The sequence below is a fragment of the Pseudomonas sp. JAI120 genome (assembly GCF_014207255.1).
Classification (GTDB): Bacteria; Pseudomonadota; Gammaproteobacteria; order Pseudomonadales; family Pseudomonadaceae; genus Aquipseudomonas.
Genome location: NZ_JACHCZ010000003.1, coordinates 179675 through 198528 on the forward strand (window position 1 = coordinate 179675; position 18854 = coordinate 198528).

An 18854-nucleotide genomic window follows, 5' to 3' on the forward strand; every position below is an offset into this window, starting at 1 on the left:
AGGTACCCCATGCCAGATCGTGCCCCTCTCGATGCCAAGACCGCCCGCTGGCTCCCCTGGGTGGTAGCGATTGCCTTCTTCATGCAATCGCTGGATGGGACGATTCTCAACACTGCACTGCCGGCCATGGCCCGAGACCTGGCGGAAAACCCGCTGCGCATGCAAGGGGTGGTGATCGCCTACATGCTCACCGTCGCCTTGCTGATCCCGGCCTCGGGCTGGATCGCCGACCGCTTCGGCACCAAGAAAATCTTCTTCGGCGCGATCATGCTGTTCAGCATCGGCTCCTTGCTGTGCGCGCTGTCCAGCAGCCTGACCATGCTGGTGGGCGCACGGGTCATCCAGGGGCTGGGTGGTGCGCTGATGCTGCCGGTCGGCCGACTCGTGGTTCTACGCGCCTACCCCCGCTCCGAGCTGGTGCGGATCATGGGCTTCATCACCATCCCCGGCCTGCTCGGGCCCTTGCTCGGCCCGACCATGGGCGGCTGGATGGTGCAGTACCTGACGTGGCACTGGATCTTCCTGATCAACCTGCCGGTGGGCATGATCGGTTGCTACGCCGTGTGGAAGTTCATCCCCGACCTGCGCGGCAGCGAGCGCACGCGCTTCGATGGCATCGGTTTTCTATTGTTCGGTGCGGCGATGGTGCTGATCACCATTGCCATGGAAGGCTTGGGCGAGCTGCACCTGCCGCACCTGCGGGTGATGTTGCTGCTGTTCGGCGGGTTGGCGTGCCTGGCGGCGTATTGGCTGCGCGCCGGGCATATCGATAACCCACTGTTCTCACCGGCGCTGTTCAAGACCCGCACCTTTGCCGTGGGCATCCTCGGCAACCTGTTCGCGCGCCTGGGCAGCGGCGCCTTGCCGTTCCTGGTGCCGTTGCTGCTGCAAGTGGCCCTGGGTTATTCACCGTCCCAGGCCGGCATGAGCATGCTGCCCCTGGCGGCGGCGGCGATGTTCGCCAAGTCGGTGGCGCGCCCGTTGATCGAACGTCTGGGTTATCGCGTGGTGCTGACCGGCAACACCCTGGCCCTGGGCATCATGCTGGCGAGCATGGGCCTGGTCAGCGAACAGACGCCCTACCCGCTGCTGCTGGCCATGCTGGCGGTGCTGGGGGCGATCAACTCGCTGCAATTTACCGCGATGAACACCGTCACCCTGATCGACCTCGACGACGCCCAGGCCAGCAGCGGCAACAGTTTGCTGTCGGTGGTGGCGCAACTGTCCCTGAGCCTGGGGGTGGCCTGCGCCGGTGCGCTGCTCGGCGGGTTTACCGCCGAAGCGGGCAACGACGGCGTGAGCACGGTGCTCGGCGCGTTCCAGCTGACCTTCCTCACCGTGGGCATCATGGCGATGCTGGCGGCGGCGATCTTCCTGCAACTGTCGCCCCAAGACGGCAAACGGGCGGCCAACCCGGAACAGCATATCGAGCATTAACGGGCGTCTCGTCTAGAACTTGCAGGGAAATTCCCACAGGGCTGGTACACTGCGCGACATTTTGTTTTGCAGAGCCAGTCCCGTGACTACCATCGCCACCGCTTTTAATACTTTGCCCCTGTCCGCCGCCATGCTGGCTAACCTCGACTCGCTGGGTTATGTCGAGATGACGCAGATCCAGGCGCAAAGCTTGCCGGTGATCCTCAAGGGGCTGGACCTGATTGCCCAGGCCAAGACCGGCAGCGGCAAGACCGCTGCGTTCGGCATCGGCCTGCTGAACCCGATCAACCCGCGCTACTTCGGCTGCCAGGCCCTGGTGATGTGCCCGACCCGTGAGCTGGCCGACCAGGTCGCCAAGGAAATCCGCCGCCTGGCCCGCGCCGAAGACAACATCAAGGTCCTGACCCTGTGCGGCGGCGTGTCCCTCGGCCCGCAGATCGCCTCCCTTGAGCACGGCGCCCACGTGATCGTCGGCACCCCGGGCCGTATCCAGCAACACCTGCGCAAAGGTTCGCTGGTGCTGGACGGCTTGAACACCCTGATCCTCGACGAAGCCGACCGCATGCTTGACATGGGCTTCTACGACGCCATCGAAGACATCATCAGCAAGACCCCGCCGCGCCGCCAGACCCTGCTGTTCTCGGCCACCTACCCGGTGAGCATCAAGCAGCTGGCCTCGAAGTTCATGCGCGCGCCGCAGCAAGTGAAAGCCGAAGCGTTCCACTCCGACGACCAGATCGAGCAGCGTTTCTACGAGATCTCCCCGGAAGAGCGCATGGACGCCGTGACCAAGGTGCTGGCGCATTTCCGCCCGGCTTCCTGCGTGGCGTTCTGCTTCACCAAGCAGCAAGTGCAGGAAACCGTGGATCACCTGACGTCCAAGGGCATTTCCGCCGTCGGCCTGCATGGCGACCTGGAACAGCGCGACCGTGACCAGGTGTTGGCGATGTTTGCCAACCGCAGCACCTCGGTGCTGGTGGCCACCGACGTCGCCGCCCGCGGCCTGGACATTGACGCGCTGGACATGGTGATCAACGTCGAACTGGCCCGCGACTCGGAAATCCACATTCACCGCGTGGGCCGTACCGGTCGCGCCGGTGAGACCGGCATCGCTATCAGCCTGGTGGCGCCGTCCGAAGCGCACCGCGCCCAGGCCATCGAGCAACTGCAGAAGTCGCCGCTGAACTGGGACCAACTGGACAACCTCAAGCCGCAAAGCGGTGGCCCGCTGCTGCCGGTGATGAGCACCCTGTGCATCGCCGCCGGCCGTAAAGACAAGGTGCGCCCAGGCGACATCCTCGGCGCATTGACCGGCGAAGCCGGCATCCCCGGTGCCCAGGTCGGCAAGATCGCGATCTTCGACTTCCAGGCCTTCGTGGCCGTGGAACGCGGCATCGCCAAGCAGGCGTTGCAGCGTTTGAACGACGGCAAGATCAAAGGCCGTTCGTTGCGTGTGCGGATCCTGTAACACGATCTCCGACCTATATGGAGATCCAATGTGGGAGGGGGCTTGCCCCCGATTGCAGTGTGTCAGTCAGTACATCTGTCACTGATACACCGCCATCGGGGGCAAGCCCCCTCCCACATTTGACTGTATTCCAATTCAGAATTTGTATGAGGACATTGCTGTGCGCTCGACCGAAGTTGTGATCATTGGCGCCGGCGCCGCAGGCTTGATGTGCGCACTGACCGCCGCCGGGCGTGGGCGCAAGGTGATGTTGCTCGACCATGCGAACAAGGCCGGCAAGAAGATCCTGATGTCCGGCGGTGGCCGCTGCAATTTCACCAACCTGTACACCGAGCCGGCCAACTTCCTGTCGCACAACGCGCACTTCTGCAAGTCGGCCCTGGCCCGCTATACCCAGTGGGACTTTATCGGGCTGGTGGCCAAGCACGGCGTGCCGTACCACGAGAAGAAACTCGGCCAGCTGTTCTGCGATAACAAATCCAGTGACATCCTCGGCATGCTGTTGGACGAGTGCATCCAGACCGGCGTAAGCCTGCACCTGGACACCTCGATTGAAGAAATCGCCAAGGTCGACAGCGGCTACCAGTTGCAGACCACCTTGGGTGAACTGCGCTGCGAATCCCTGGTGATCGCCACTGGCGGCCTGTCGATCCCGACTCTGGGCGCCACCGGTTTTGGCTATCAAGTCGCCAGGCAGTTCGGCCATGAGCTGTTACCGACCCGCGCCGGGCTGGTGCCGTTCACCATCACCGACCAGCTCAAGGACTTGTGCGGCGAGCTGTCCGGGACCTCGGTGGATTGCCTGGTCAGCTGTAACGGCCAGAGCTTTCGCGAGAACCTCCTGTTTACCCATCGCGGCCTCAGCGGCCCGGCGATTCTGCAGATTTCCTCCTACTGGGAGTCCGGCGACACGGTGGAGATCAACCTGCTGCCCGACCACGACGCCCACACCTGGCTGCAACAGCAGCAGGTCGAACGCCCCAACAGCGAGCTGAAAACCCTGCTGGGTGAAATCTTCACCAAGAAGATGGCCAACCTGCTAGCGGAAACCTGGTTCGTGTCCAAGCCCATGAAGCAGTACACCCACGCCGAAGTGGCCGACATCGCGCAAAAACTCTCGAGCTGGCAACTGGTGCCGGCCGGCACCGAGGGCTACCGCACGGCCGAGGTGACCTTGGGCGGGGTAGATACGCGGGAAGTGTCGTCCAAGACCATGGAGTCGCTGAAAAGCCCGGGCTTGTACTTTATTGGCGAAGTGCTGGATGTGACCGGGCACCTGGGCGGGTTTAACTTCCAGTGGGCGTGGGCGTCGGGTTACGCCGCAGCGCAGTACGCCTGAAGAATGTGGGAAGGGGCTTGCTCCCTCCCACATTTTGATTTGCGGTATGCCTGAGAATAATTTGCTGTCAGATGTGATCACCACCCTTGCCGTGGCGTCACTGATGGCTCAATTTAGCGGCATCGTCCCGGAAGACTCCAGACTTCATGTCATCGACCTCGTTCAAGCAGTCCATGCGGCGCCTGTGGGCGCTGGATAAATTCAGCTACAGCATCCGGGTGTTCATCGCCCTCACCGGCAGCATGACGCTGTGCTGGTATCAGGATGAGATGACCCTGCTGATCCCGCTGTTCCTGGGGATTATCGCCAGCGCCCTGGCCGAGACCGACGACAGCTGGCAAGGCCGCCTCAACGCCCTGGCAGTGACGCTGGTGTGTTTCAGCATTGCCGCGCTGTCGGTGGAGCTGCTGTTCCCCTACCCCTGGATTTTCGCCATCTCCCTGGCCCTGGCCACGTTCTGCCTGACCATGCTCGGCGCCTTGGGCGAACGCTATGGTGCGATTGCTTCTGCCACCTTGATCCTGTCGGTCTACACCATGATCGGTGTGGACCAGCGCGGCGGCGCCGTCAGTGATTTCTGGCATGAGCCGTTGCTGCTGGTGGCCGGTGCCGCCTGGTACGGCGCGTTGTCGGTGCTGTGGCAGGCGCTGTTTTCCAACCAGCCGGTGCAGCAGAGCCTGGCGCGGTTGTTCCGCGAGCTGGGGCGTTACCTCAAGCTCAAATCATCGTTGTTCGAACCGATTCGCCAACTGGACGTGGAAGCTCGCCGCCTGGAACTGGCCCAGCAAAATGGCCGGGTGGTGGCGGCGCTGAATGCGGCGAAGGAAATCATCCTGCACCGTGTAGGCAATGGCCGACCGGGCTCGAAGGTCAGTCGCTACCTCAAGCTGTACTTCCTGGCCCAGGACATCCACGAACGTGCCAGCTCGTCCCACTATCCTTACAACGCCCTGGCCGATGCGTTCTTCCACAGCGATGTGCTGTTCCGCTGCCAACGCCTGCTACGCCAGCAAGGCAAGGCCTGCCAGGCCCTGGCCGAGTCGATCCAGCTGCGCCAGCCGTTCATCTATGACGACAGCTTCGCCGAAGCCCTCAGCGACCTGAATGCTTCCCTGGAACACCTGCGCATCCAGAGCAACCCGGCATGGCGCGGCCTGCTGCGTTCGTTGCGCGCCCTGGCGGCCAACCTGTCCACACTCGACCGCCTGCTCGGCGACGCGAGCAACCCCGATGCCCTGGCCGACGCCACCGACAGCAACCTGCTGGACCGCGCCCCACGTAACCTGAAGGAAATGTGGACGCGCCTGCGTACGCAACTGACGCCGACGTCGCTGCTGTTCCGCCATGCGCTGCGCCTGTCCCTGGCGCTGACCGTCGGCTACGGCATGCTGCATGCGATCCACGCCTCCCAGGGCTACTGGATCATCCTCACCACGCTGTTTGTTTGCCAACCGAACTACGGCGCCACGCGGCGCAAGCTCGGCCAGCGGATCATCGGCACCGCCATCGGCCTCACCGTGGCGTGGGCGCTGTTCGATCTGTTCCCAAGCCCGCTGGTGCAGTCGATGTTCGCCATCGCCGCCGGCCTGGTGTTCTTTATCAACCGCACCACCCGCTACACCCTGGCCACGGCAGCCATCACCCTGATGGTGTTGTTCTGCTTCAACCAGGTGGGCGATGGCTACGGGCTGTTTTTACCAAGGCTGTTCGATACCTTGCTCGGCAGTTTGATTGCAGGCCTGGCGGTCTTCCTGTTCCTGCCGGACTGGCAAGGTCGGCGCCTGAACAAGGTGCTGGCCAACACTCTGACCTGCAACAGCATTTACCTGCGCCAGATCATGCAGCAATACGCCGCCGGCAAGAGCGACGACCTGGCTTACCGCCTGGCCCGGCGCAATGCCCACAACGCCGATGCGGCGCTGTCCACCACCCTGGCGAATATGCTGATGGAACCTGGTCATTTCCGTAAGGAAGCGGATGTGGGCTTCCGCTTCCTGGTGCTGTCGCACACATTGCTCAGCTACCTGTCGGGGCTCGGCGCACACCGCGAAACCCAGCTGCCGGCCGAGGTGCGTGAACACTTGATCGATGGCGCCGGCAATAGCCTGGCGGCGAGCATTGATGAAATCGCCACGGGGCTGGCGAACAAGCAGCCGATTGCGATTCAGAGCGATGCCGAGGAGGCCTTGGCGGCGGATCTGGAGCAGATGCCGGATGAGATTGATGAAGGGCAGCGGTTGGTGCAGACGCAGTTGGCGTTGATATGCCGGCAGTTGGGACCGCTGCGCACCTTGGCGGCGCATTTGATCAAGGACACCAGCGCGGCTTAGTCCGCTATCGGGGGCAAGCCCCCTCCCACATGTTGACTGTGTTCACAAATCAAAACTGTGGGAGGGGGCTTGCTCCCGATGAGGCCCACAGGCATTACATGCCATGGGCCTTCATCAACCGCGCATAACTGCCATCGGCCTTCATCCTGGCAATCTCGCGGTCAAAACCGGCAACGATCTGCGCATGCTCAGGGTGCTTCAGGCTGACCAGAATATGCAGGCTGTTTTCGCTCAGCGGCGTGGGTAAGAATTCCACCGAATTGCGCACCCGCGCCGATTCCCGCGACAGGTAATAGCGCGCCACATACTCATCCTCCACCGTCAGCCGCACCCGCTGCGCCGCCAGCATGCGCACCGCCATGGCGAAGTTATGCACCGGCACTTTCTGCAACTGCACATCCCCATCGAACGCCGCCGAATAGGCATAACCGCGCACCACGGCAATGGGATAGTCGTGCAACTGTTCCAGGTTCTGAAATTCAATGGGATCGTCACGGCGCTTGATGAAACGCACGCGATTGAGCAGGTATTCACCGGAGAACTGCCCCAAATGCGTACGCGCCTCGTCGTACCAGGCGTTGACCAGCACGTCATAACGCCCGTCGCCCACGCCCATCAGCGCCCGCGCCCAGGGCACCTGTTCGAAGTCACTGGCGTAACCCGCGCGGGCCAAGGCCGTGGTGACAATGTCGGTCGCCAACCCACCATTGATCAAGGTGGAATCGGTAAAGGGTGGCCAGGCATCCGCGACCAGGCGCAAACGCTGTGCGTACACAGGCATCGCCAGCAAAAACACTCCAATCAAAGCAACGGCACGAGACAATCGCGGCATGCTCAACGTCCTTGGGGGGCAGGCGGTGGCCTTAGCTCAGGCAGTGCCTGAGGTTCTAACATTAGCTCAGATTACACAAAGAAACGGACGTCGAGAGCACTCAATGATGGCAAATTGATTTCATTCACAAAAATAGTTGATTTAGACACCGCTGCCCGTCGCGCTTACTATCCAGAACAGACATTTACGTGAGAACACACCATGACAGTCGATTGGGTCTGCAAGCATCACACTGACCTGGGCAAGGAGCAGCTGTACGCCATTTTGCGTTTGCGCGGCGAGGTCTTCGTTGTCGAACAGAAGTGCATCTACCAGGACATCGACGGGCAAGACCTGGCGGGCGATACCCACCACCTGATGGCTTGGAAAGACGACGAACTGGTGGCCTACCTGCGCCTGCTGGACCCGGAGTCCCAGGGCGGCGACGTGGTGATCGGCCGGGTGATCGTTGCGCCGGTTGCACGGGGCACCGGGCTGGGGCACCAGATGATGGAAGAAACCCTCAGGCAGATTGAGGATATCTGGCCCGAGACGCCGATCTTCCTGTCAGCCCAGGCACATTTGCAGGGGTATTACGGGCGGTATGGGTTTGTGGTGGCGGGTGAGGAGTACCTGGAGGATGACATTCCACATATCGGAATGCGGCGCGCTTGAGACTGCCATCGGGGCGGTGCGACGATTCGACAAGCCCCCTCCCACATTTTGAATGTATTCACCGTTCAAACTGCGGGAGGGGGCTTGCTCCCGATAGCGTCGGCCCAGCCACCGCTGAACTCAGGGGTAATCCAGAACCCGCTTGATCTGACTGAGATTCCCCTCGATCCACCCCCGATCAATCGCGCCCCAGTCGCGAATCCGATAGTGCCCGGCATGGTTGCGGGCCCCCTCTTCCTGCTCGAACTCACACACGATATCCAAGTCGGCCAGCGCCGCAATCGTGTCCTGCGCGGTGCGCCGGGGCATGCCGGTGACGTCGGTCAATGCCGGGACGCTGCTGGCCAACCCACTGTCGATCAGGTACGCCACGTACAGGCGGCGGTAGAAGCTGCTTTTGGTCTTGCTCACATCCATGGTCAGTCGCCTTGTGCGGTCAGGGTTTGCCCTGCAGGTCGCGATACGTGAGGTACACCCGCAGGTCAAATTCCACCTGGTGGTAGCCGGGCATCATGTAGTCGCAGAGTTTGTAGAACGCTTTGTTGTGGTCCGATTCCTTGAAGTGCGCCAGCTCGTGAACCACGATCATGCGCAGGAATTGCGGTGCGGCCTCTTTGAACAGCGAGGCAATGCGGATCTCTTTCTTGGATTTGAGGTTGCCGCCCTGCACCCGTGAAATTGTGGTGTGCAGGCCAAGGGCGCGGTGGGTCAGGTCCAGGCGGTTATCGAACAGCACTTTGTCGATGGCCGGCGCGTTGCGCAGGTGTTCCTGCTTCAAGGCCTGGGCATAGGCGTACAGGGCTTTGTCGCTCTGCACCCCATGGCGGTCGGGGTAACGCTGCTCCAGATAGGCGCCCAACTGGTCCTTGGCGATCAGTTGGCGTACTTGCTCCTGGAGGGCTGCGGGGTAGGCCTGGAGGTATTTCAGCGCGGTCATTGGGGTCTGCAACAGGATTCGAATGGCGCCAGTGTAGCGAATTCAGCGCACGCGAGCGCGCGACCAGTCGAGCACTTCTTCGGCTATCAACGGCTGCGCCGCCCACGGCCCCTGGATAAACGGGCAACCCTGGGCCTTGAGCCACTGGGCCTGCTCCTGGGTTTCTACACCCTCGGCCACCACGACCACCTCAAAATGCCCGCACAGCTCGATAATGCTGCGCGCCATCGCCGCATCCCGCACCGAGCCCGGCAGCCGCGCAACCAATTGCGGATCAAGCTTGAGCGTGTCGAACGCCAGGTCGCGCAAATGCGCCAGGGAACACTGCCCCGAACCGAAGTCATCCAGGGCGATACGCACCCCGATACGGCGCAGCAACTTGAGCTGCTTGGCGGCCTCTTCCAGGTTACTCATCAGGCAGTCCTCGCTGATTTCCACCTCCAGCTGACGCCCCTGCAGCCCATGTCGCTCCAACACCTGCTGCAACTGATTGGCCAGGTTAGGCGTATTGAATTGGCTGCTGCTCAGGCTCACGCTCAGCACCAATTCATCGTCGAACGTCGCCTGCCAGGCCTGGCGCTGGGCCGCAACCTGCTGGTAAATCCAGGCGCTCAGTTGGCTGATCAGCCGCGCCTCTTCCAGCAACGGCAAAAAAAGCCCCGGCGGCACATCGCCGACGCTGGGGTGTTGCCAGCGCAACAACACCTCAACGCCGCGCAGGCGGCCATCCACCAGCGAGACCTGAGGTTGATAGACCAAGGTGAAATCCTTGTTCTGAATCGCCGTGCGCACGCTGTCTTCGAGCATCAGCCGCGAGCGGGCGCGCCCGTTCATTTCCTGGTCGTAATAGCGATACTGTTGACGGCCTGCGCGTTTGGCTTCGTACATGGCGATGTCGGCCGCACGCAACAACCCATTCAAATCCGAGCCACAGTCCGGGAAGGTGGCGATGCCGATACTGACGCCGAGCATGACATCCAAACCATCGACCTGCTGGCACGCAGAAACTCGCTCGATCAGTTTTTCCGAAATTTTTGCCGCCTGCTCCGGGAACTCAAGCTCCAGCAACGCCGTGAATTCGTCGCCGCCCATGCGGCCGAGAATGTCGTAGGAACGCAGACAGCCCTGCAATTGCTCCGAGACCCAGCGCAGAACCCGGTCGCCGGCATCATGGCCCAGGGAATCGTTGACCCGTTTGAAGCCGTCAAGGTCCAGGTACAGCAGCACCAGGGCCTGCTCTGTCCGCTCGCTGCGCAATAACGTGTTTTCCACCGCCTGGTAAAAACCGCGCCGGTTCAGCAGCCCCGTCAGCGGGTCGGTCACGGCCTGGAACTCCAGCTGCTGGTGCAGGTGGCGCACTTCGGACATATCCAGCACCGTCACCACCATGGCCTTCTGCTCAGCCGGCAGCGGCGCGCAGGACAACGCCACCGGCACTTGCTGGCCACGGCCGGTACGCAGGAGCGCATCGTGCAGGCGCCAGGTTTCACCCCGGCGATAGCCGGCGAACATCTGCGACTCCAGCCAGACGGGCACATGGGGTTTTTGCAGGAACCTCAGGAAGTCCTGGCCTTGCAGTTCCTGGATCGTGGCATTGAGCAGGCGCGAAATCGCCGGGTTGGCGTATTCGATCACGCCCTCTTCACTCACCACCAGGATGCCCTCGGCGGCGTTATCCAACACCGACGCATTGAACGCCCGGGCGGACTCCAGGTCATGGCTCAGGCGCTGCAAGGCCCGACGGTTGCGCTGGTGCTCCAGCAACGCCTGGACCTTAGGCTTGAGAATGTGCGGGTCGAAGGGTTTGAACAGGTAGTCGATGGCGCCGCTGGCGTAGCCTTCCAGCACGGCGGCGGGAGATTGGGCGTTGGCGCTTAGAAAGATGATCGGGGTCATGCGCGTGCGGTGACTGCCGCGCATCAAGCGGGCAACTTCGAAGCCGTCCATGCCGGGCATCATCACATCCAGCAGCACCAGGTCGACATCATGCTGCAGCAGCAACTCCAGGGCTTCCACCCCGGACGCAGCGGTCACCACCAGCCAATCATCGCGTTGTAGAAGCGCACACATGCTGATCAGATTTTCAGGGTAGTCATCGACCACCAGAAGAACCGAACTGCCATCGCCATGAGGTGGAGCGCATTCCATGCTAGGTCTCTTCCTTAGGTCTACTCCGGTCACTTCTGAGAGAAAACCCGGACAAACATTGAGGCCTCACTCTAGCCCCGGTTCCTGAAAATCAGAAGTGACGTGGATGCCATCATTGCGCCAAAGTTCAGTCAGCCGACTAACGGTCAACCTCTACAGCCCACGTTTCATGGGAAACATGGCTTTTTGGCATTCCTTTGGCGCCAATAAATTGCCAGTAAATGTTTAACAACTGGCCGACCACCGCCTATAAAGAACCTGTCAGGCCCCCGGGCCAAAGCCTTCACCCCCTGTAAAAGGCCAACGCCATGATCGACCTCTCCACCTGGAACCTGAGCATTCCGGTCGGCTCCCCGCCCGCCACCATCGACACCCCAAAACTGATGAGCGGTTTCAACGACCAATACTTCCAGGCCGAAGGCAGCAACGTGCAATTCTGGACACCGGTCACCGGCACCCGCACCGAAAACGCCGTGTACCCACGCAGCGAACTGCGCGAAACCTACGCCGACGGCCGCCTGCGCAACTGGACCTACCCCGAAGCCGATAACTTCCTGCGCGCCACCCTCGCGGTCAACCAGGTGCCCTCCAGCGGCAAGATCGTCATCGGCCAGATCCACGCCTACGACAGCCAGAAACCGCTGATCAAACTCGAATACCAGTTCAAGGAAAAGACCCAGACCGGCAACATCGTCGCCAAGGTGCGCATGCGCCCGGATGAAAATGAAAGCCGCGTGATCATCGTCGCGTCCAATGTGCCGCTGGAGAAAAGCTTTACCTACGTGATCAACCTCAACAAAGCCGGGCTGCTCAGCGTGTACGCCGCCGACAGTGAGTGGAACGAACGCATCGGTGCAGCGTGGGCGGCCAAGCCGCTGTACTTCAAGGCGGGCGCTTATGTGCAGGACAACAGCGGGGACAGCAAGGAAGGCGCAAAGGTGACGTTTGCGAAGTTGGATATTGATCACGAGTGAAGGGACTGGCCTCATTTCGAGCAGGGATTGTCTGATCAGCACTAGGACCATTCCTTGGTAAACGCCCTCCAACACCTTAGGACTCGGTGCTGGTCCTACACGCCTGCAAGCTGATCAAATTCCAGCGACAAAAAAGCCCGCATCGCTGCGGGCTTCTTTTGTAACGCCTGAGGCTTAGTTCACCTTAGCGTTCAACTCACCTTTCAGGTAACGCTGGTACATCGCTTCCAACGAAACCGGCTTGATCTTCGACGCATTACCGGCAGTGCCGAAGGCTTCGTAGCGAGCGATACACACATCACGCATCGCGGTCACGGTTGCGCCGAAGAATTTACGTGGGTCGAACTCGCTCGGGTTGGTGGCCATCAGGCGACGCATCGCGCCGGTGGACGCCAGGCGCAGGTCGGTGTCGATGTTGACCTTGCGCACGCCGTACTTGATGCCTTCGACGATTTCTTCAACCGGTACGCCGTAGGTTTCTTTGATGTCGCCGCCGTACTGGTTGATGATCGCCAGCCATTCTTGCGGTACCGAGGAAGAGCCGTGCATCACCAGGTGGGTGTTAGGGATGCGCTTGTGGATTTCCTTGATGCGGTCGATGGCCAGTACGTCGCCGGTCGGTGGCTTGGTGAACTTGTAGGCGCCGTGGCTGGTGCCGATGGCGATTGCCAGGGCGTCCACTTGGGTCTTCTTGACGAAGTCGGCAGCTTCTTCCGGGTCGGTCAGCATCTGACTGTGATCCAGCACGCCTTCGGCGCCGATGCCGTCTTCTTCACCGGCCATGCCGGTTTCCAGGGAACCCAGGCAACCCAGTTCGCCTTCAACCGAAACGCCGCAGGCATGGGCCATGGCCACGGTTTGTTGGGTTACGCGCACGTTGTACTCGTAGTCGGTCGGGGTCTTGCCGTCTTCACCGAGGGAGCCGTCCATCATTACCGAGCTGAAACCCAGTTGAATGGAGCGCTGGCACACGTCAGGGCTGGTGCCGTGGTCCTGGTGCATGCACACCGGGATATGTGGGAATTCTTCGATCGCAGCGAGGATCAGGTGACGCAGGAAAGGAGCACCGGCGTATTTGCGCGCACCGGCCGAAGCCTGGACGATCACTGGGGAGTCGGTCTTGTCAGCGGCTTCCATGATGGCGCGCATCTGCTCAAGGTTGTTGACGTTAAAGGCTGGGACGCCGTAGCCGAACTCGGCTGCGTGGTCCAGCATTTGACGCATGCTGATAAGTGCCATTGTGTTGTCTCTCCCGGTCGAGGGTCGTTAATCGTGCAAGCCTGCCGTAGCGGCGGCTGCTATTCAAGTTATTGCAGGTCAGGCTTTGCATGCCTGGCGTGCTGAATCGTTATTGCTGATGTGGGAGGGGGGCTTGCCCCCGATGACAGCCTGTCAGTGATGACTCTGTTGGCTGATCCACCGCTATCGGGGGCAAGCCCCCTCCCACACATTTTGGTCTCATCGATGGTGAGGCCGCGTTCTATTTACTGGGCCTTGCAGCCGCGCCCGATCAAATCGTCGGTGGCAACCCAGTAAACCAGGCCTTCCTCACCTTTTGTGTGAAACGCCAACTGGTCGTTGCTGTACAGCACGCCCGAAGCCGCCACATCCTGTTTGAGGCGATAAACCTGGTCGGAACCGCCGAGGCGTACATCCACCTCACTGCGGGCCTGGTTGGCGAAGCGCCAGTTGACCTCGGCCTTGCTGTCGCAGGTCCAGGTGGTCCACTTACCTTCCGGCTCTGCTTTGTTGAACATGTTCATGCTGCTGCAACCGGCCAATAGGGCCAGGGCTGCCAGGGCGAAAACGCCTTTCATAGCCAATCCTCGCAGCGGGGCCAAAGGCCGCCGATGCCGTCGGTTAGTTGATCAGACCCGTCAAGGGCAACCCTGTTCCTGACCGTTGGGCGCAGAGTCATATCTCTCCAGCCGTTCGTTGCCGATACGCTTGTTGATCACCGGCATGGTCTCGGCTTGCCAGTCAGCCTGGTAGCAGGTTTTTTTCTGCTCCGGGGCAGGTTTCCCTGCCTGCGGCGCTGCGCTTGGCGTGCTGCCGCAGCCGGCCAACAGGCCCGCTGCGATCACCATTGCCAACGACTTGATCATGGGAATGCTCCTTTTCCGGATCACGAGCCTTAGCCTTTGGCTCGGGTTTCCAGCACTTCAACGGCCGGCAGGACTTTGCCTTCGACGAATTCGAGGAATGCGCCGCCACCGGTGGAAATGTAGGAGATCTGGTCAGCGACGCCATATTTATCGATGGCCGCCAGGGTGTCGCCGCCACCGGCGATGGAGAATGCCGAGCTTTCTGCGATGGCCTTGGCCAACACTTTGGTGCCATTGCCGAACTGGTCGAACTCGAACACGCCGACCGGGCCATTCCACAGGATGGTCTGGGAGGCTTTCAACAATTCAGCGAAGTTGGCTGCGGTTTGCGGGCCGATGTCGAGGATCATGTCGTCGGCGGCCACGTCGGCGATGAGCTTGACGGTGGCCTCGGCTGTTTCAGCGAATTCCTTGGCCACCACCACGTCCACCGGCAGCGGCACGCTGACCTTGGCGGCAATGGCGCGGGCGGTATCGAGCAGGTCCGGCTCGTACAGGGACTTGCCCACCGGGTGGCCTGCTGCAGCCAGGAAGGTGTTTGCAATGCCGCCGCCGACGATCAACTGGTTGCAGATCTGGCTCAGGCTGTTGAGCACGTCCAACTTGGTGGACACCTTGGAGCCGGCAACGATGGCAGCCATCGGTTGGGCCGGAGCGCCCAGGGCTTTGCCCAGTGCATCCAGTTCAGCCGCCAGCAATGGGCCGGCAGCCGCCACCTTGGCGAACTTGGCCACGCCGTGGGTCGAACCCTCGGCACGGTGGGCAGTGCCGAAAGCGTCCATCACAAACACGTCGCACAGGGCGGCGTATTGCTGGGCCAGTTCGTCGCTGTTCTTTTTCTCGCCTTTGTTGAAGCGCACGTTTTCAAACAGCACGATGTCGCCAGACTTAACGTCAACGCCGTCCAGGTAGTCAGCCACCAACGGCACGTCACGGCCCAGGGCCTTGCTCAGGTAGTCGGCTACCGGCTTGAGGCTGTTTTCGGCGGAGAACTCACCTTCGGTCGGGCGACCCAGGTGGGAGCAGACCATCACGGCCGCGCCTTTTTCCAGGGCCAGCTTGATGGTCGGCAGCGAGGCCAGGATTCGCGCATCGCTGGTGACAACACCGTCCTTGACGGGGACGTTGAGGTCTTCGCGGATCAGTACGCGCTTACCTTGCAGATCGAGGTCGGTCATCTTCAACACGGTCATGGGTGGCAGTTCCTGAATTACTGTTGAGGTTGTTTAGAGGCGATATGCAGATAATGTTCCGCAACGTCGAGCATTCGGTTGGCAAAGCCCCATTCGTTGTCGAACCAGGCCAGGATGTTCACCAGCCTCGGGCCGGAAACGCGGGTCTGGCTGGCATCGACAATTGCCGAATGCGGGTCATGGTTGAAATCACAACTGGCGTGGGGCAACTCGGTGTAGGCCAGCAAGCCTTTGAGCGGGCCGCTGGTGGCGGCGTCGCGCAGGATCCGGTTGACCTCCACGGCATCGGTGTCGCTGACGGTTTGCATGGTGATGTCCAGGCAGGACACGTTCACCGTCGGCACCCGTACGGCTTTGGCCTGGATTCGCCCGGCAAGTTCCGGCAGCAGGCGTTCAATGCCGCGGGCGAGGCCTGTGGACACCGGAATCACCGACTGGAACGCCGAGCGCGTGCGGCGCAGGTCTTCATGGTGATAGGCGTCGATCACCGGCTGGTCGTTCATCGCCGAGTGGATGGTGGTGATCGACACGTAGTCCAGGCCGATCGCCTGATCCAGCAGGCGCAACAGCGGCACGCTGCAATTGGTGGTGCAGGAGGCGTTGGACACCAGCAGCTCATTGCCGGTCAGGCAATCCTGGTTGATGCCGAAGACGATGGTGGCGTCGACATCCGCCTCGCTGGCCATCGGCTGGGAAAACAGCACACGCGGAGCGCCGGCATCGAGGAAACGCTGGCCATCGGCACGGGTGTTGTAGGCACCGGAGCATTCCAACACCAGGTCGACACCCAGCGCCGCCCAGTCGATGCCCTCGGGGGTGGCACTGCGCAATACTTTCACGCAGTCGCCGTTGATATGCAGACAATCGCCTTCGACCCGCACTTCGCCGGGGAAACGGCCGTGGGTGGAGTCAAAGCGTGTCAGGTATTCGATGCTGGCCATGTCAGCCAGATCGTTGATCGCGACAATTTCAAACCCGGCTGCCGCCCCTCGCTCGAACAGAGCACGCAAGACGCAACGACCAATGCGGCCGTAGCCGTTGAGTGCAACTTTGTAGGGACGCGGTTGGGGCATGGGGTTCTCGATCAAGGTTAGTTCGGTGTTGAATGCAGTATCGCCATCGCGGGCAAGCCCGCTCCCACAGTAGACCGAGATCCAAATGTGGGAGCGGGCTTGCCCGCGATAGCGCCAGTACAGACAACGCAGACTGACTTAGTCTTCCAGCAGCTCTTCAGCCTGACCCAGGATGTTTTCCAGGGTGAAACCGAACTCTTCGAACAACGCTGGCGCCGGCGCCGACTCACCGTAGGTGGTCATGCCGATCACGCGGCCTTCCAGGCCCACGTACTTGTACCAGTAGTCGGCGTGAGCCGCTTCGATGGCGATACGCGCGCTGACCTGCAACGGCAGCACCGATTGCTTGTAGTCGGCGTCCTGGGCTTCGAACACGCTGGTGCACGGCATGGACACAACGCGCACGTTACGGCCTTGGGCAGTCAGCTTGTCGTACGCCTGAACGGTCAGGCCCACTTCGGAACCGGTGGAGATCAGGATCAGCTCCGGCTCGCCGATGCAGTCCTTGAGCACGTAGCCGCCACGGCTGATGTCGGCGATCTGCGCGTCGGTACGCACCTGGTGTTGCAGGTTCTGACGGGAGAAGATCAGCGCCGAAGGACCGTTCTTGCGCTCGATCGCGTGCTTCCAGGCCACCGCGGATTCCACCGCGTCGGCTGGGCGCCAGCAATCCAGGTTCGGCGTGGTACGCAGGCTGGTCAGTTGCTCGACCGGCTGGTGCGTCGGGCCGTCTTCGCCGAGGCCGATGGAGTCGTGGGTGTACACATGGATCACACGCTTCTTCATCAGCGCGGCCATACGCACGGCATTACGTGCGTACTCCATGAACATCAGGAACGTCGCGCCGTAAGGCACCAGGCCGCCGTGCAGGGACACGCCGTTCATGATGGCGCTCATGCCGAATTCGCGCACGCCGTAGTACATGTAGTTGCCGCTGGCGTCTTCGGCCGAGACACCTTTGCAGCCCTTCCACAGGGTCAGGTTGGAACCGGCCAGGTCAGCCGAACCGCCGAGGAACTCAGGCAGCAGCGGGCCAAAGGCGTTCAGGGTGTTCTGGCTGGCTTTACGGCTGGCGATGGTCTCGCCCTTGGCCGCGACTTCGGCGATGTAGGCCGAGGCTTTTTCCGAGAAGTCGGCAGGCAGATCACCGGCCAGGCGGCGCACCAGCTCATTGGCCAATTCAGGGAACTCAGCGGAGTAGGCAGCGAAGCGCTGGTCCCACTCGGCTTCGGTGGCCAGGCCTTTTTCCTTGGCATCCCATTCGGCGTAGATGTCGGCCGGGATTTCGAACGGGCCGTGGTTCCACTTCAGCGCTTCGCGGGTCAGGGCGATTTCCGCGTCACCCAGTGGGGCGCCGTGGCAGTCTTCTTTACCTTGCTTGTTCGGCGAGCCGAAGCCGATGGTGGTCTTGCAGCAGATCAGGGTCGGCTGCGCGCTCTTGCGGGCGGTGTCGATGGCGGTCTTGATTTCTTCCGGATCGTGGCCGTCGACATTGCGGATTACCTGCCAGTTGTAGGCTTCGAAACGCTTAGGGGTGTCGTCGGTGAACCAGCCTTCGACTTCGCCGTCGATGGAGATACCGTTGTCATCGTAGAAGGCGATCAGCTTGCCCAGGCCCAGGGTGCCGGCCAGGGAAGCAACTTCGTGGGAAATGCCTTCCATCATGCAGCCATCACCCAGGAACACGTAGGTGTGGTGATCGACGATGTCGTGGCCAGGGCGGTTGAATTGCGCGCCCAGGACTTTTTCTGCCAGCGCGAAACCTACGGCGTTGGCCAGGCCTTGGCCCAGGGGGCCGGTGGTGGTCTCCACGCCTGGGGTGTAGCCGAATTCAGGGTGACCCGGAGTGCGGCTGTGCAGCTGGCGGAAGCTCTTGAGGTCATCGATGGTGACGTCGTAGCCGGTCAGGTGCAGCAGCGAGTAGATCAGCATCGAGCCGTGGCCGTTGGACAGCACGAAGCGGTCACGATCGGCGAACGACGGGTTGCTCGGGTTGTGCTTCAGGTAATCACGCCAAAGTACCTCGGCGATATCCGCCATGCCCATCGGGGCACCGGGATGGCCGCTGTTGGCTTTTTGCACGGCATCCATGCTGAGGGCACGAATGGCGTTGGCACGCTCACGACGGCTGGGCATCGCTGTTCTCCTGAGGATTTTGAAGAGTGAATGATTAAAAGAAACGGAAAAAAGGACCGGCATTTTCCCTCAGCCACCGCCTGCGGGCAATGACAGATAGTCACTTGCAGGTGTTTTTCCTGTGCTTTGGGCGGCAATCGCTTGCAGAAACCTTTAACCGCTTCGTCTAAAGGTTATAGCGGCTGCTTATAACCGCCACTTATCGACCAATATCAAAACTTTTTGATA

Annotated in this window: 16 protein-coding genes; 6 read left to right on the top strand and 10 right to left on the bottom strand. The window is 61.3% G+C overall.

What is annotated here, in order from left to right; all coding sequences use genetic code 11:
• Positions 1 to 9: 9 nt before the first annotated feature.
• The 4 genes from mdtD to yccS all read left to right on the top strand — a co-directional run bounded on the left by mdtD (position 10) and on the right by yccS (position 6574).
• Positions 10 to 1437, top strand: coding sequence for a multidrug transporter subunit MdtD (gene mdtD, locus HDC32_RS18320; protein ID WP_131699051.1), 1428 nt, complete (start codon positions 10 to 12; stop codon positions 1435 to 1437).
• Between the two features lie 130 nt (positions 1438 to 1567).
• Positions 1568 to 2905 carry an ATP-dependent RNA helicase DbpA gene (gene dbpA / locus HDC32_RS18325; protein WP_233897098.1) on the top strand — a complete coding sequence of 446 codons (1338 nt, stop codon included), beginning with the start codon at positions 1568 to 1570 and terminating at the stop codon, positions 2903 to 2905.
• 160 nt (positions 2906 to 3065) lie between these two features.
• Positions 3066 to 4244 (top strand): NAD(P)/FAD-dependent oxidoreductase, encoded by a 1179-nt coding sequence (locus HDC32_RS18330; RefSeq protein ID WP_184745059.1) that lies wholly within the window; start codon positions 3066 to 3068, stop codon positions 4242 to 4244.
• A 146-nt stretch (positions 4245 to 4390) separates the two neighbouring features.
• A complete protein-coding gene (yccS, locus tag HDC32_RS18335) occupies positions 4391 to 6574 on the top strand; it encodes a YccS family putative transporter (RefSeq protein WP_131699049.1) in 2184 nt (727 codons plus the stop codon).
• Positions 6575 to 6668: 94 nt separating this feature from the next.
• On the opposite strand, the gene HDC32_RS18340 is transcribed toward yccS, so the two are convergent.
• Entirely contained in the window at positions 6669 to 7406 is a 738-nt protein-coding gene (locus HDC32_RS18340; protein WP_131699048.1) for an ABC transporter substrate-binding protein, read from the bottom strand.
• Positions 7407 to 7607: 201 nt separating this feature from the next.
• Here HDC32_RS18340 and HDC32_RS18345 point away from each other — a divergent pair, with 201 nt between their 5' ends.
• Positions 7608 to 8060 carry a GNAT family N-acetyltransferase gene (locus tag HDC32_RS18345; protein ID WP_184745061.1) on the top strand — a complete coding sequence of 151 codons (453 nt, stop codon included), beginning with the start codon at positions 7608 to 7610 and terminating at the stop codon, positions 8058 to 8060.
• A 120-nt stretch (positions 8061 to 8180) separates the two neighbouring features.
• Here the strand turns inward: HDC32_RS18345 and HDC32_RS18350 are convergent, their stop codons facing one another.
• The 3 genes from HDC32_RS18350 to HDC32_RS18360 are packed head-to-tail and all read right to left on the bottom strand — an operon-like array spanning position 8181 to position 11145.
• Positions 8181 to 8477 (bottom strand): helix-turn-helix domain-containing protein, encoded by a 297-nt coding sequence (locus HDC32_RS18350; protein WP_167656770.1) that lies wholly within the window; start codon positions 8475 to 8477, stop codon positions 8181 to 8183.
• 19 nt (positions 8478 to 8496) lie between these two features.
• Positions 8497 to 8997 (bottom strand): M48 family metallopeptidase, encoded by a 501-nt coding sequence (locus HDC32_RS18355; protein ID WP_027606033.1) that lies wholly within the window; start codon positions 8995 to 8997, stop codon positions 8497 to 8499.
• Positions 8998 to 9039: 42 nt separating this feature from the next.
• Entirely contained in the window at positions 9040 to 11145 is a 2106-nt protein-coding gene (locus HDC32_RS18360) for a bifunctional diguanylate cyclase/phosphodiesterase (protein ID WP_131699045.1), read from the bottom strand.
• 308 nt (positions 11146 to 11453) lie between these two features.
• On the opposite strand from HDC32_RS18360, the gene HDC32_RS18365 reads away from it, so the two are divergent.
• Positions 11454 to 12119 (top strand): polysaccharide lyase family 7 protein, encoded by a 666-nt coding sequence (locus HDC32_RS18365; RefSeq protein ID WP_131699044.1) that lies wholly within the window; start codon positions 11454 to 11456, stop codon positions 12117 to 12119.
• A 174-nt stretch (positions 12120 to 12293) separates the two neighbouring features.
• On the opposite strand, the gene fba is transcribed toward HDC32_RS18365, so the two are convergent.
• The 6 genes from fba to tkt all read right to left on the bottom strand — a co-directional run bounded on the left by fba (position 12294) and on the right by tkt (position 18626).
• A complete protein-coding gene (gene fba, locus HDC32_RS18370) occupies positions 12294 to 13358 on the bottom strand; it encodes a class II fructose-bisphosphate aldolase (RefSeq protein WP_053128086.1) in 1065 nt (354 codons plus the stop codon).
• A gap of 245 nt (positions 13359 to 13603) precedes the next feature.
• Positions 13604 to 13936, bottom strand: coding sequence for an MliC family protein (locus tag HDC32_RS18375; protein WP_027606036.1), 333 nt, complete (start codon positions 13934 to 13936; stop codon positions 13604 to 13606).
• Positions 13937 to 13996: 60 nt separating this feature from the next.
• A complete protein-coding gene (locus HDC32_RS18380) occupies positions 13997 to 14224 on the bottom strand; it encodes a hypothetical protein (protein ID WP_184745063.1) in 228 nt (75 codons plus the stop codon).
• A gap of 29 nt (positions 14225 to 14253) precedes the next feature.
• On the bottom strand, positions 14254 to 15417 hold the full coding sequence (locus tag HDC32_RS18385) for a phosphoglycerate kinase (RefSeq protein WP_131697454.1): 1164 nt from the start codon (positions 15415 to 15417) through the stop codon (positions 14254 to 14256).
• Between the two features lie 17 nt (positions 15418 to 15434).
• On the bottom strand, positions 15435 to 16490 hold the full coding sequence (epd, locus tag HDC32_RS18390) for an erythrose-4-phosphate dehydrogenase (protein WP_131697455.1): 1056 nt from the start codon (positions 16488 to 16490) through the stop codon (positions 15435 to 15437).
• A gap of 138 nt (positions 16491 to 16628) precedes the next feature.
• Positions 16629 to 18626: a transketolase gene (tkt, locus tag HDC32_RS18395; RefSeq protein WP_184745065.1), complete on the bottom strand. Its 1998-nt coding sequence runs from the start codon at positions 18624 to 18626 to the stop codon at positions 16629 to 16631.
• Positions 18627 to 18854: the final 228 nt, after the last annotated feature.

What these genes read in the sequence shown, in the direction of transcription:
- mdtD (WP_131699051.1), top strand. Translation starts at nt 10, where the DNA reads ATGCCAGATCGTGCCCCTCTCGATGCCAAGACCGCCCGCTGGCTCCCC.
- dbpA (WP_233897098.1), top strand. Translation starts at nt 1,568, where the DNA reads ATGCTGGCTAACCTCGACTCGCTGGGTTATGTCGAGATGACGCAGATC.
- yccS (WP_131699049.1), top strand. Translation starts at nt 4,391, where the DNA reads ATGTCATCGACCTCGTTCAAGCAGTCCATGCGGCGCCTGTGGGCGCTG.
- HDC32_RS18340 (WP_131699048.1), bottom strand. Translation starts at nt 7,406, where the DNA reads ATGCCGCGATTGTCTCGTGCCGTTGCTTTGATTGGAGTGTTTTTGCTG.
- HDC32_RS18345 (WP_184745061.1), top strand. Translation starts at nt 7,608, where the DNA reads ATGACAGTCGATTGGGTCTGCAAGCATCACACTGACCTGGGCAAGGAG.
- HDC32_RS18350 (WP_167656770.1), bottom strand. Translation starts at nt 8,477, where the DNA reads ATGGATGTGAGCAAGACCAAAAGCAGCTTCTACCGCCGCCTGTACGTG.
- HDC32_RS18355 (WP_027606033.1), bottom strand. Translation starts at nt 8,997, where the DNA reads ATGACCGCGCTGAAATACCTCCAGGCCTACCCCGCAGCCCTCCAGGAG.
- HDC32_RS18360 (WP_131699045.1), bottom strand. Translation starts at nt 11,145, where the DNA reads ATGGAATGCGCTCCACCTCATGGCGATGGCAGTTCGGTTCTTCTGGTG.
- HDC32_RS18365 (WP_131699044.1), top strand. Translation starts at nt 11,454, where the DNA reads ATGATCGACCTCTCCACCTGGAACCTGAGCATTCCGGTCGGCTCCCCG.
- fba (WP_053128086.1), bottom strand. Translation starts at nt 13,358, where the DNA reads ATGGCACTTATCAGCATGCGTCAAATGCTGGACCACGCAGCCGAGTTC.
- HDC32_RS18375 (WP_027606036.1), bottom strand. Translation starts at nt 13,936, where the DNA reads ATGAAAGGCGTTTTCGCCCTGGCAGCCCTGGCCCTATTGGCCGGTTGC.
- HDC32_RS18380 (WP_184745063.1), bottom strand. Translation starts at nt 14,224, where the DNA reads ATGATCAAGTCGTTGGCAATGGTGATCGCAGCGGGCCTGTTGGCCGGC.
- HDC32_RS18385 (WP_131697454.1), bottom strand. Translation starts at nt 15,417, where the DNA reads ATGACCGTGTTGAAGATGACCGACCTCGATCTGCAAGGTAAGCGCGTA.
- epd (WP_131697455.1), bottom strand. Translation starts at nt 16,490, where the DNA reads ATGCCCCAACCGCGTCCCTACAAAGTTGCACTCAACGGCTACGGCCGC.
- tkt (WP_184745065.1), bottom strand. Translation starts at nt 18,626, where the DNA reads ATGCCCAGCCGTCGTGAGCGTGCCAACGCCATTCGTGCCCTCAGCATG.